This is a genomic window from Pseudoalteromonas sp. SWYJ118, assembly GCF_015864505.1.
GTDB lineage: Bacteria > Pseudomonadota > Gammaproteobacteria > Enterobacterales > Alteromonadaceae > Pseudoalteromonas > Pseudoalteromonas arctica.
Window position 1 is genome coordinate 23,834 of the sequence record NZ_JADYXC010000019.1, and the last position, 14,533, is coordinate 38,366.

Annotated in this window: 6 protein-coding genes; 3 read left to right on the forward strand and 3 right to left on the reverse strand. The window is 36.8% G+C overall.

Annotated elements, in window-relative coordinates; all coding sequences use genetic code 11:
- Window positions 1-137 precede the first annotated feature (137 nt).
- A complete protein-coding gene (locus I6F48_RS15885; protein ID WP_197119805.1) occupies window positions 138-1,679 on the reverse strand; it encodes a sulfatase family protein in 1,542 nt (513 codons plus the stop codon).
- Window positions 1,676-3,241 carry a sulfatase family protein gene (locus tag I6F48_RS15890; protein WP_024594184.1) on the reverse strand — a complete coding sequence of 522 codons (1,566 nt, stop codon included), beginning with the start codon at window positions 3,239-3,241 and terminating at the stop codon, window positions 1,676-1,678. Before I6F48_RS15890 ends, I6F48_RS15885 begins: the two co-directional genes overlap by 4 nt.
- 403 nt (window positions 3,242-3,644) lie before the next feature.
- Here I6F48_RS15890 and I6F48_RS15895 point away from each other — a divergent pair, with 403 nt between their 5' ends.
- From I6F48_RS15895 to I6F48_RS15905, 3 genes are all read left to right on the forward strand, one after another.
- Window positions 3,645-7,250, forward strand: a complete 3,606-nt coding sequence (locus tag I6F48_RS15895; protein ID WP_197119806.1) for a TonB-dependent receptor — start codon at window positions 3,645-3,647, stop codon at window positions 7,248-7,250.
- 77 nt (window positions 7,251-7,327) lie between these two features.
- The gene (locus tag I6F48_RS15900; protein WP_024594186.1) at window positions 7,328-8,902 is read left to right on the forward strand and encodes a sulfatase family protein; all 1,575 of its coding nucleotides are present in this window, start codon (window positions 7,328-7,330) and stop codon (window positions 8,900-8,902) included.
- Window positions 8,903-9,220: 318 nt separating this feature from the next.
- Entirely contained in the window at window positions 9,221-10,783 is a 1,563-nt protein-coding gene (locus tag I6F48_RS15905; protein WP_024594187.1) for a sodium/sugar symporter, read from the forward strand.
- A gap of 634 nt (window positions 10,784-11,417) precedes the next feature.
- Here I6F48_RS15905 and I6F48_RS15910 read toward each other — a convergent pair.
- On the reverse strand, window positions 11,418-14,246 hold the full coding sequence (locus I6F48_RS15910) for an outer membrane protein assembly factor BamB family protein (RefSeq protein ID WP_024592988.1): 2,829 nt from the start codon (window positions 14,244-14,246) through the stop codon (window positions 11,418-11,420).
- Between the last annotated feature and the right edge of the window lie 287 nt (window positions 14,247-14,533).

A 14,533-nucleotide genomic window follows, 5' to 3' on the forward strand; every position in this document is an offset into this window, starting at 1 on the left:
CAGCTGAAAGTAGCACGCTGCCAATAAGTAGCCCATTAAAAGAACTAAGGTTAGGCTGTGGCTCGCTTTAGGAGCCACTTAAAAAGATGCTTATAAACTCATTCATTTATGTGATTAAATTTATAAAAGTAGTTTATCTACTTGCCATGAGCAGTTAAAAATTCATCCCAATAAATTAAATAGTCATCAGGAGTAATATCTTCCGATAAGCCTCTTATTTTCATTTGGGTAAGGTAATGCTTTTTAAAAAAATTATCCCAATATGCTTTCACTTCTGGCGTTTCATCAATCATCCCTTGATCATTAGTTTCTTTCTGCCAGCGTTCAAGCTCACTGCGCATTACAAGTAGTTGCTCAGCATAATCTTTATTTAGTGCTAAATTATGCACTTCATCAGCGTCATTAATTGTATCGTAGAGCTCCTCTGGAGGTCTATTGGGTGCAAAAAATAATGCTTGTTCGTGAGTTAATAGCTTTTTAGCATGCATTGATTCCATAAGCGCCAATACAGGATATTGTAGATGCTTGTAGGCATTGAAGTCGTTATATGGTTTTTCGGGATAAAAGTTTTTAATATACTTAAAACGAAGATCTCGCACAGCCCGTACTCTGTCATCTGTCTCGTCGGTTCTATCTTTATGAGCATAAATATAATCTCTTTTTTGTTTGTTTTTTCCTAAAAACATATGCCCTTCTACGTAGTCAGGAACCTTTAAGCCCACCAAATCAAGCGTTGTAGGCATAACATCAATTAAGCTAACTAGCTCATTATTAACTTGATTAGACTCAATACCTTTACCCCAAACAATAAGAGGCACTCTTAACCCACCATCGTATAACCACTGTTTATCACGCAGCATTGCACGCCCATGATCTCCAAAAATAAAGACAATTGTATTGTCTATTACACCGGCTTTTTCAAGCTCAGAAAATAAATTACCGACCTTTTGATCTACAGTTTGTATTGTTTCTAAGTAAAGTGCCCAATCTCGGCGCGTAATATCATGATCAGGGTAATAACTCGGAATTTTAACTTTTGAGGGATCGATAGGATTGTTTTTATCTGCAATAAAAGTACGGTGGGTTTCGCTATAATTAATTTGTGCAAAAAATGGCTGCCCGGAATACTCTTTTATATAAGTCTGCCATGCGGGGCGCTCTAAAAGCTTAAGATCGGTAGGGGCATGCGTATAAGCGCCTCCAGAGTATTTAACTTCGCCATCTTGCGCATCAAAAGCATTTATAGTGGTAGAAAAGTTAAAATCCGTTTTTTGTTTAGGGCCCATTAATAAGTTTACATAACCAACTTCACGCATAAATTGTGAAGTCATTTTAATATTTTCTGGTAAATAATAACCATCATCTAAATGACTTCTATGGTTTTGCGCACCTATGCTTGTTGCATGCATACCAGTAAAAAAAGCAGAACGTGCGGTAGAACAAACTGCCGCAGTGGCGTATGCGTGATTATAACGAATCCCCTCGTTTGCAAGCCTATCTAGGTTAGGTGTTTTAACTTCTGGAGTACCATATACAGATAGATCTAAAGAAATATCCTCCAGTACCAACCAAATTATATTTGGTTTATTACTATCACCAACATGCTGTGCGTCTGCTTTGTTAATAATAGTAGCGCAAATCAATACTAATGCCGTAACTGCATATTTATAAGATTTCATTTTAGACTCTTTAAACGGATAGATTGAAGTTCAATATCTTGAAGCTTTTGTTCCAGTAACTTAACTTTATCTGGGTGTTTAGCCGCAAGATTGTGTAGTTCAGATGGGTCGGTATCAAGATCAAATAATTGAGGCGCTTTTGAGGTACCTGGGTCTATATTTTTTTTTGTTTTAACCCAGCTTGCAATTTTTTTTGCAGGCCTAATGTACTTCCAACTGTTCTCTCTTAAACCTTTTGCATGTGGGGTTTCTTGCACTAAGGTTGTACGAGCCAATTTACTTGCATCAAAAAGTGGTAATAATTGATTTTGGCTATCAATCGCCTCTGTTTCCTCAAGAGGTACTCCTAATAATTCAGCTATTGATGCGTATAAATCAATTTGGCTAAATAGAGAATTACTCACCCCCGGTTTAACTCTGTTAGGATGGTGAACAATAAATGGAATACGCGTTCCAGCTTCGTAAATACTGTACTTACCACCACGGTATGGGCCATTTTGCTTATGGGTTCCAATGCGCTTTAATGCCTCGTCATCATAACCATCTGTTAAAACAGCACCATTATCGCTAGTAAAAATAATCAAAGTATTATCTAGTAAATTTAACTCCCTGAGTTTTTCCACCACTTGGCCTGTGGTCCAATCCATTTGTACGATTGAGTCCCCCCTCACACCCATATTCGTTTTACCTCTAAACATTTTATTGGGTAAGCGAGGCACATGAATATCATGAAACGAGAAAAGTAAAAAAAATGGCTGTTGACTTGATTTTGAAATGAATTGCTTTGCTTTATCTGATAAGACTGTATTAAATTCTTCATCGCGCCACTGTGCAGACTTTCCCCCTTGCATCCAGCCAATACGACTTACACCATTAATAATACTTTTGTTGTGCTGCTCATCGGCTCCTTGCTTTAATAGCTCTGGGTTTTCATAGCCTGTAGGTCGCGTACCTATTTTTTTTTGATAATTCACAAACAATGGATCTGATTTTTCTAAATTCACAACATCATGATTTTCAAGAAAAACAGAAGGGACCCTATCTCCTGTCGCTGGAATCAGAAAACTATAGTCAAATCCAACTTCTAGTGGGCCAGGCTTAACTTTTTCATTCCAATTTACTGGCGTATTGCCATCACCGAGGCCTAAATGCCATTTACCAACAATACCTGTTCGATACCCTGCTGTTTGCAGCATTTTTGGTAATGTTTTTTGTACTTCAGAAATAACTAGCGGGGCATCACCTTTAAGTATGCGAATGTTTTTTCTAAAAGCATGCTCACCGGTCAGTAATGAATATCTTGATGGAGAGCATGTTGCTGCAGAGCTATGCGCATCAGTGAATCTAATACCATTTTTCGCTAACGCATCGATGTTTGGAGTGTTGACCTCAGTAGCACCATAACTACTTAAATCTCCCCACCCAAGGTCATCAACATAAAACAAAACAATATTTGGTTTTCCCGCACTATTTTGCGCCTCTTTTGCATAGGCATCCGAATAAAAAGTGTTGAAAATCCCAATACTAAATAACCCCAATACTAAAAGTTTATTTGGTAACATTCGAATAACCTCAAATTATATGTGTGAAATAACCAGTAACAGCTTTTAAATAGAAATATTAAAATCCTAGCTAAAAATCAAGGAGATTAATTTTTAGGCTTCATATTAATACATTAATAAAACAAATCAACAAAAATGGTAACGCTATCCCCAAGCCACCCAAAACAAGCCATTAACAAAAACACTTATAAACACCTCTAAAACCACCATTAAACAACTGTTATTGTGTATTAGTTGTTATTTATTGACCACAATTGTTAAATACTATTGGAAAAGCTTAAGCTTGTACGTTACGATTAGGACCCAAGTAAGGACAACGCAATCCCCTTTCGATTTGGTTGATGTTCAATCGATAAGGTAAGGCGATCACACACAATACAATAATGGTTAATGGGTAACTAAGATGAAAAGTCACTTTAAATTAAATGCCATATCAGCGGCACTAATCTGCACCTTTGTTTCAGGTATCTCTGTAGCTGAAGAAAACACCGATGAAAAAAAGAAAGTCGATAAAAAAGAATCTGACGTTGAGGTTATCACTGTAACTGGATTTAGAGGCAGCTTGCAGCGAGCAATGAATAATAAAAGATTCTCTGAAGGTGTTACAGATTCAATCCATGCTGAGGATGTTGGTAAGTCAACAGACCAAAATATTGCAGATGCTCTCTCTCGTGTTACAGGGGTTACAGTTCAGGAGTCTAATGGTGAAGGTACTAAAATATCGGTCCGTGGTGCTAATTCTAATTTAAATAATATTTCAATGAACGGAGTTACCCTAACAAGCGGGCTTTCAGGATCAGGTTCTAATGCATCAGCAGAGCAAGGTGTTGATTTAAGTTCATTTTCCTCTGATATTCTATCGTCTATTGAAGTGCAAAAGACAGCATCAGCAGACCAAGATGAAGGCTCTCTGGGTGCAAACGTTGTATTGAAAACCATTAAACCATTATCTTTAAAAAAGCCGATACGCAGTATAGAACTTCAAGGTCGTTATAACGATTACTCTGAAGATGCAAACCGAAAAGTCTCCGCTTCTTTTTCAGATAAATACCTTGATGACTCACTAGGTGTTATTTTCACTTTCGCTGATGAAACTCAAAGTACTCGAAGAGATGAGTATAGTGCTAGTTGGGATGATGAGATTCATAGTGCTAAAGCAGGTAAAGCTAGAGATTTTTCGACAGGACAAATTATTACAGAAGAAAGTGAGTTTTTATCTCAAAGTTCACAAAGTTACGGTTTAAATTTAGATAAACAAGATAGGCAATCTATAACCTTAGGGTTACAGTATCAACCAACTGCTGATACCGACATCCAATTAGATCTTACCCATTCTAATCAGGAGGTTATATTAGATAATCATCAATATGATCTGCAAATTTTATCAAACTTAAAAAATAAAAATAGTGATCCTCAAGAGGATTGGTGGACCATAAACAATGAGAATCATACATTGGTTAAGCGCCTTGATCGTTCAAATCGCGGTCGAGTATTTCGCCTTAAAGGTGGCTCTGAAATTAAGAACAATATCGGAACACTTAGCATAGACCATCATTTTACAGATAACTTTTCTGGTAAACTAATAGCTGGTTATTCTAAAACAAGCCAAGACTCGCTCCCTAACGCTAGAGTTATGTTAGCAGGTAAATCTAAGACAAATAAATTACCAATAACATCAAATGATCCAAATGAAGTAACTTTACAGCCGCAAGGTTACGATTGCTCAAGTGGTAGCTGTCAAATTATCGCTAATAAAGGCTTTATCCAATTTCCTGATGGCATCACCGACCCATCTTTTGGTTTAGCACCAGGAAGAACAAATCCACTCGACATTCAAAACTTTCGAGTAGGGAATGTATCTAATGATGAGGATCATAATTCAGATACCAATAAGTCTCTATTCTTAGATTTTGACTGGAATGTAGATTATTTGGGCGTTACTAAGGTTGAGTTTGGAGGAAAGTATTCAAAGAGAGTTAAAGATGTTTACTCCCTTACAACTAAAATTCTAAACAACTCGGTAGTAGTTGACGCTAATGGAGACGAGCTAAGTATCGGAGGCCTAACAGATATAACGATGGCCGATCTATTAGTATCCAATGATTTTCCTGTAAATAACTTTATGGATGGTATTGCAGATCCTAATCAAGTCCACTTTTTAGATGGATGGGGAATAGTAGACCCATTCAAAGCGCTTGCTTTAGCAACCGATAGTGAGTCGGGTTTAGATGTAAAGCCACAACCTGATGAATCTGCATCAAGAATTATTGAGCAAGAAGTAAATGCACTTTATGGCAAAATTAATTTTGAATACTTTGATGGACGTCTAACCGGTAACCTTGGTCTTCGCTACGTAAAGACAGAAACCAACGCAGAGGCGTTTAATAAAGTTCAGTTCCAAAAAACGCCGATTCTTTACGACTTCTACGATTTAATCTATAACCGTGGGCTAGCTAATGGTAATTTGCCTGTATGTGATTTTGAACCTCAGTACCCTAATGATGATGTAACTCAAACACCATCAAACCTTCCAGCTTCAGGCTCTTGTGCAGCATGGCAGCTTATGTATAACTATGACATGAATGATCCATCTACTTTCCCTGATTTTGTTAATCGTGATGGTGATACTTATCTAGCACCATCGGCTTTAAATTCAAGCAACCCTAACTATATTTTACAAGTAGTCTACAACGACGATGGTAGCGTTCAACACGTACTTAATAATGGCGTATCATCATTAGATGGACGCTCAACGGAAAATCCTGATTTAGCAGCATGGCTTGACCGCTCGACTATCGATGAGTTTATTGACCCTGTAACAGGCCAACCTCTAGGTTTCAAAGCAGGTCTTCGCTCTAAACGCGCAAAAGGCTCGGCTAGCAACGATATTTTTCTTCCTAGTTTAAATCTAAATTATAAATTTAGTGACGACTTCATCGGTCGTTTCTCAGTTTCAAAAACAATGTCTCGTCCTACTTTCGACTCGACTACGCCAGGGGCTAACATTGATGAAAAATACGTTAGTGCTTGGGGAATAGGCAAAGCGAATAATGTAGCTCTAAAACCTCTAGAATCTACTAACTTAGATCTTTCTTTTGAATGGTACTTTAACAACTCTGGTTTAGTTTCTGTTGCATTTTTTCACAAGGACATGACAAATTTTGAAGAGAATATAACCGAAACCTATATTTGGAAGGATATCCGAACAGACTACGACTTGTCGTCAGTCGACTCAATCTATGATGTACTCGTAGAGCCAACATTAAAAGAGGATGCCGACGGTAATCCTATTCCTGATACGCAAAATGCTCAACTTAATCAATATGAAGAAACACCAGGCACACCTTTAGATGAAAGCGGTAATACTTGTATGCCTGATAGAGTTGCTCACATTGAATTGCAAGACTCATTAACAGCTAATTGTCACACTGTAAAATTAGCAACCGTGAGAAATGGTAAAGGGGCGACAACTCAAGGCATTGAAGTAAACTATACACAAAACTATGATTTTCTACCTGGTGCATTATCAGGCCTAGGCTTAAGCGTAAATTATACATACGCAGAGTCAGAGAAAGACATTGAAGTTAGTGCCGTTTCGGGTGTTTCAATAACACCTTTACCTCAAGCTTACACGCCAAAACATTCAGCTAATACAACTGTTTTTTGGGAGAAAGACGATTTAATGCTGCGCCTTGCACATCGTTATAGTTCTGTACAACTTGTAAACGATAACTTTGCATTTGGCCAAGGTGTTGCGTGGTTAGATTCAACAAGTAAGTTGGATTTTAGCTCAACTTATAAAATTAATGATCATTTTACCCTTAGCTTCCAGGCGCTTAACCTCACAGACGAAACAAACAGAACTTTTCTAACAAGTAGGAATTATATAATTGATGGCGAAGTGTATGACGAAGGTAATGCCCTTAATAACTCAGTTGATACTAGTCGGACGATTTCAGAATATCGAACTGGTCGCCAATATAGAATAGGTATTAGAGCTTCATTCTAATTACAAATATATAGAAATATATCACTTTTCTAAATGGGTAGGAGTTTCTGCCCATTTATATCAAATTGAAGGTATTTATGAACTTTAAAATTAATTACTTATACTTTTTTACTGTATTGACTTTATCCTTGGCAACAAGTGCTCACGCAGAACTGACAGATAATAGTATAGAGCTAAAAGAAAACAAAAATAAAGTGAGCTCACTTAATGATAAGCCGAATATTGTAATATTTTATGTAGACGACCTTGGTTATGGGGATTTAAGTAGTTACGGAATGAAGCAAGCTCAAACCCCTAATATTGATGCATTAGCAGCTGAGGGGATTCGCTTTACCGATGCACACAGTTCTGCCGCAACCTGTACACCGTCGCGTTATTCAATGTTAACTGGCCAGTATGCTTTTCGTAATAATGCTGCAATTTTACCGGGCGACGCACCGCTTATCATTGATCATAACAAGCCTACTCTGCCTAAAATGTTGCAAAAAGCAGGCTATAAAACGGGTGTCGTTGGTAAATGGCACTTGGGACTAGGCGATGGTTTTGTCGACTGGAATAAAGCTGTAAAGCCAGGGCCGATAGAGCTAGGATTTGATTATAGCTTTTTAATCCCTGCGACTGCAGATCGAGTACCCACTGTATTTTTAGAAAATCATCACGTAGTTAATCTAGACCCGAATGACCCAATAACGATTTCCTATGAAAAGCGTATAGGGAACCGCCCTGTCGGTACAGAGCATCCTGAGCTACTTAAAATGTCAGCAGATCTTCAACATAGCAATACCATTGTTGATGGTGTTAGTCGCATTGGTTGGATGGCTGGCGGAAAGTCTGCTGAGTGGAAAGATGAAGAGTTTCCTCACATTTTCACTAAAAAAGCTATTGATTTTATTAATGATAATAAAGGTGAATCGTTTATGCTGTTTTTTCCATTCAGTGATATTCACGTACCTAGAGTTCCAAATAAGATGTTTGCCAATAAATCAGGAATGGGGCCAAGGGGTGATGCAATATTGCAAATGGATTGGATGTCAGGACAGATTATTGATGAGTTAAAAAAACAAGATTTATATGATAACACGCTTATTATATTTTCTAGTGATAACGGCCCTGTAATGGATGATGGCTATGCAGACCAAGCCGAAGAGCTACGAGGAGATCATGACCCAGCGGCAGGTTATAGAGGTGGAAAATATAGTGCATATGAAGCCGGAACACGTGTACCTATGATTATTACTTACCCTAAAGGAATTAAAAACAACGGGGATAGTAATGCATTAGTTAGCCATATAGATATTTATAAATCACTCGCTGAATTAGCCGGTGTTAAGCTAGATGAAAGCGAAGCGATTGATAGTGAAAATATGTTGCCAGCTTTTTTAGATGCTAAAGAGAGCGGACGTACAGAAATGCTTGAAGAGTCATTTACTTTGGCAATTCGCAGTGGAAATTGGAAATACATAGCGCCATTTAATGGGACTACTCCCGACTGGCTTGCAAATAAAACCGCAATTGAAAATGGTTTAAAAACTAAGTCACAGTTATTTGATTTATCAAAAGACAGAAATGAGCAACACAATGTGGCAGATAAATACCCAAAATTAGTATTTTCACTACAAGCTAAGATAGATAAAATTAAAGCTCGTAAGTAATAAATTTTAAACATGCCGAGGTTGACTATAGGTAGTTAATCTCGGCTATTTAAAAGTAGTCAACTTACGCTTATTCAAACTAATTTAATTAGTTATTTCATGATATAAAACAGTTTACTAGCTGAAATCCACCCCTACTTCGCTTACGGATATCTCTTTTAATCTTGTTACTATACTTATAAAAATCAGCGATATAAATAATCTAATTACTAAAACATTGTATTTACTTAAAAATATAAAAGGCAAACTCCAAAACAAAAAGGATAACGCTATCCTAATCGTTTTTATATTTTAAAATACAAATTATGAGGAAAGTTAATGAAATTAGACATACTCGATTCTAGTGTGTTTGTAGCTTATGTATTAGGACTACTAATACTCGCGTTATGGATATCAAGAGAAAGCAAGCAGAAACAAAAAAACACTGAAGATTATTTTTTAGCCTCTAAGTCCCTTCCTTGGTGGGCAATTGGTGCATCATTAATTGCATCAAATATATCTGCAGAACAGATTATTGGAATGTCAGGCTCTGGTTTTGCAATAGGTATGGCTATCGCATCGTATGAATGGATGGCTGCAATAACACTATTAATTGTAGGCAAGTATATGCTGCCTATTTTTTTAGAAAATAAAATTTTTACTATGCCCCAATATCTTGAACAGCGCTTCGACAGTAAAGTTAAAACTGTTTTAGCTCTTTTTTGGCTTGCCGTGTATGTGTTTGTTAATTTAACGGCTGTGTTATGGTTAGGCGGGCTTGCAATAGAAACAGTTGCAGGTGTTGATTGGATGTACGGCATGATTTTTTTAGCGCTATTCTCAGTAGCATACTCTTTATATGGAGGCCTAAAAGCAGTTGCTTACACCGATATATTACAGGTAGTCCTTTTGGTATTCGGTGGCCTATTCTTAGTTTATTTGGCATTAGATGAAGTATCTAGCGGGCAAGGTGTGCTTGCAGGGTTCGGTATTTTAACTGAGCAGCTACCTAATCACTTTGATATGATTTTAAGCCCAGATAACAGTAATTATATGAGTTTACCTGGTATCTCTGTTTTAGTTGGTGGCATGTGGATAATGAACCTTAGTTACTGGGGGTTTAATCAATATATTATTCAAAGAGCTTTAGCAGCAAAAAGTATTAAGGAAGCCCAAAAAGGCATTGCATTTGCCGCATATCTAAAACTACTAATGCCAATAATAGTTGTACTACCAGGGATTGCCGCAGTTGTGTTACACCCACAGTTAAGTTCACCAGATCAAGCCTACCCATCAATGATGGAATTAATGCCATCGGGTATTAAAGGACTTGTTTTTGCTGCTCTAGTCGCCGCTGTCGTTTCATCTTTAGCATCGATGACAAATAGTATATCGACTATCTTCACGATGGATATTTATTCAAAACTTCAGCCGGGAAAAACTCAAAAACACTATGTGAAAGTAGGTCGATTAACCGCTTTGGTTTCATTAATTATTGCTTTAATAGTGGCAGAGCCGCTATTAGGTAAATTTGATCAAGCCTTTCAATATATACAAGAATTTACAGGGTTTTTCACTCCGGGTATTGTTGTAATATTTTTAATGGGAATGTTTTGGTCAAAAGCGAGCTCAGCTGGCGCGTTAGCTGCAGGTGTTGGCTCCGCATTATTTTCCCTGATTTTAAAATTCGCATACCCTGAACTCCCTTTTATGGATCGCGTTGGAATTGTCTTTTTATTATGCCTAGTTATCTGTGTAATTGTCTCTTTGTTAATAAAAGATAAAGGCACTAACGGAAGCGTAAATTTAAAAGAGATAAGCTTTGCAACTGAGACTAACTTTAACATAGCCGCTCTAGGTGTCGTAATAATCCTAACAACGTTATACGCTGTATGGTGGTAAAAAATTAAATCGTAAGATTTAAACAAGTGTGTATGTCAAATCAAAGTCACTCATAATTTGAGTGGCTTTTTTGGCTTTTAATAAATGTATTTTATTACATAACCTGATGTAATAATCTAGGGACTTTCAGGGTTAAAGCTCGTTCTATCTAGGAGCAATGGAGTCGCGTATGAGGCTTATAACTCAGTAGGGCCCAATCACTATTACTAAGTCACTACTACTGCGCTATTCTACTAACTACACCTAGTATAAATAAGTAAAAATAGAACAAAGCTTCCCGTGCTGCTCACGCTCTTTATCTATAATGGTGTAGGCAACAAAAAGAAAATGACTCTATGGACAAACTAAAGTGTAAAGCATGTTTGGAATTTATGCTGCTCCTGAAGTAACAAAGTTAATTTGACTACCTAATTAGAGGTTTTATCATGTGTCTCATCAGACTTAAGAGACGCTATGAAATGAAAAGAAATTTGAGTTAACTTTAGAGGAAAATACCATTTTTGTATTAGAGGATGTAGTGTATTTCGGCTTACTTAATTGATTATCAGCAACACTTTACAAGACTTATAAAATGTCAAATAAATAGCGCAGGACTAATAAATATTAATCCTGCGCCATATATTAAACGCTGTATTTACATTGACGTACTTTCGGTGTTTCTAATATCCTCAGTAATTTTCACATCAATAAATCTAAATGCACCAGCTAAAACTGGAATTTCAACTACTCCATTTGAATCCGGAGAGAATATTTCACCTGATAGAATATCTACTATCGTTTCAGGTGTAACTGAGTTAAATTTCACCTTAGCAATTTTATCACCTGGATTTAAGTATCCACTATCAACAAGTGTAAGCCTTAAGTGTTTTTTGTCTGACTGAGCAACAACCCATGCAGTTTCTCCTGATACAGTCATTGGCAGAAGGTTAGATTTTTCTTCAATCTTATCCCTAATTTGTTTATATCGAATGCTATCAGCAGCCATTACATTTTCCCCATTAGGATCGAAGTAACTTTTACCGTCAGTAATATATTCCTTCATAATATTTTTATAGATAGGGTGCATATTATCAGCCAATGCGCCTCTAACTGTACCTTCATCTTTAAATTTACCTTGCTGAACCGGTGTGATTAAAACTAATCCTTTAGGAAATTTTGGTATAAAATCTAATCGTCTTTCTTTCGTATCAGCAGCATAACTAGAATAATCCCACGGCAACGTTTTTGCACCTGGCCACGTGCCATTTAGGCGACTAAATACATATGGCACAGATTCTTTCTCTTCATCATAAAACGTAGTCCATTTCACATTATTTGATGTTTCTCTATAAACAGGGTCTGGCTCTTTCATACTGATGTGAACTGGCGATAAACTTAATAGCTCATCACGTTTAGGAACATAAAGCGCTCCTTTACCAATTAGCTCCCAAGCAAGACTCATGTATTCTTGATTAAAGCCGAAGTTATTAATATAACGTGCACCTGACGCTAATTTATAGATTATTTGTCTAAGCGCATGATTAGGAACCATTTGATGAGAGTGTTGACGTAATCGGTCAAAACTAGGGTTATCTCTCGCATACCTCTCACCCCAATCATCGACAGAACCAGCCGCCCAAAGACCCATTCTCCCTGCCACACTTATTTCCATTGATTTATCTGTTGTTTCTTCCATTGCAGGAACAAAAGCATCAGCTAAACGTCCAGATCTTAATTCCAACCATTCCGGAGCATATATAGTGGACTGCCAAAATGTATGTTTATTTCGCATAAATAAATTAGCGTTGTTTTCACTACTAAATTTGGCTAAAGGATAAAAGTGATGATTTAGTACTTTATTAAATGCCTCTCCATGCCCTTCGATCTCCGGGTATATATTGACTGTCTTTTTGCCTTCTCCACTACTTATAATTCTTTTCATAGTGGCTAAACTAATCATGTACGGATCATTTCCATGACCTGCCCACTGTGATATCCCATCGCTATTTTCATAACCATCTGAAAGCTGATTAAACATTTCCTCAGGTGATAATGTATAATTTTTACGGCGATCTCTTTTATCACGGTACTTCGGGTTATCAGCAAGTATTTCACTTCTATCCCAGTTCTCTACATTTGGTAAGGTCGAGTAATTTAAAAATACAGGTGAATCATACAAAGACTCACTTCTTTCGATTGTATCTGGGATATCATTACGACTCTCTGAAATAAAGTAAACGGGTAAAGGTTCACGTTCGCGAGTCGGCTTTTGAAAAGATGATAGTTGCCTTTCAATTGTTCTAGTATTGTTCTGTATAGCTGCCAGCTTGCCTTGCGGCTCTAGCTCTTTATAGGCATTCTTCCAATCTGGGTTAGATGTATCAATTATGTGTACTTGGCTGCCTCCACTTTGAGCACTTGCAAGTAAAATTTTATTTGAATCCTTGTCTTTCCAGATATCATAATATGAATACTTACTGGCTAGTATTTCCGAATCATTCACATCAAATGACTCTGGGGTTAGAAGTATTCTCGATCCAAAAAGTGTTAAGTACGTCGAAATACCTTCATTAATAACGACTTCAGTTTGAGCGACACGGTATCCAAAACGGTCGATTTGTCTTGCTATATCATTTATTTGACTTTTCTTTTGCGAAAGATCACTTAAGTCCATAACTGAAATAGCGGCATCTCCTATCTGAGCGCTATTACCTATAGTTAGCTCATCATTACCATCATTATCAAAATCGACTGTACGCAGGTCGCCTATGCCTTTTTTTATTAATACTCTACTTTTTTCGCTCGGTAAGTCAGCAAATGGTTCAAAGATATAAAAGCGGCCAGAACTTTGAAGGCTATTATTTGTTCCTAGAACAACCAGCTTTTCAGTACCATCACTAGATTTTATAGGGCGTACAAAATTCACTGTGTGAGTACCCGCTTCAGGTTTTACGCCATCACCAAAAACACCTTCTTCTGAGTATGTTTTTGATTCAATAGTTTTTAATAATTCACCATCAGTAGATATATAATACAAGTTTTTATCATAGCCACCTGCAACAACATACTTGTTATCTGCATCAGAGATTACAGTTACAGAGTTCATAGGAACTTCATTAAGTCCAAACGTCCACTTTAAAGAACCATCACTATTAATACAGTAAACATTACCATCTGCATTCGCAGCAAATACTTCTACAAGTCCATCACCATTAATATCTTGAACCCAAATATCATGGTTCATAAAACCCGAGAGTTCATTTTCCCATAATTTTTGTCCATTAAAATTAAAAGCAGCTACTGTCCCCTCATAACTAGTCGTTATGATTGATGAGCCACTGCTCAGCATTCCAGTCCTAACTTTAGTAACTGTTCGATTTGTTTCAATACTTTTAATGGCCGATTGAGAAGCCTTAACGACAGGGAGAGCGCAACCAATTAACAGCGTACTTGCTATTACTGCAGATAAGATTTTTACTTTCATAACATTCCTCGCATAAATATAAATTAGTAAATATTTAGGACTTAGGTGTGTACCTATTTCCTAGAATAAAAGTTTATGCTTTTTTTGAATAGAAGATCAAAGTTTGGGTGAAAATAGTAAAAAAGGCAAAATCAGTGCATAAACAATCCTTTTGTATTGATTTAACAAATAGATTAAGCAAATTAATTATGTAAGACAAATCATTTATAATACTTATATTATTTATAAAAACACTTGGATGTACCTAATTTATTAGGTCATAGACAGGTAAGCAATATTAAATAAAT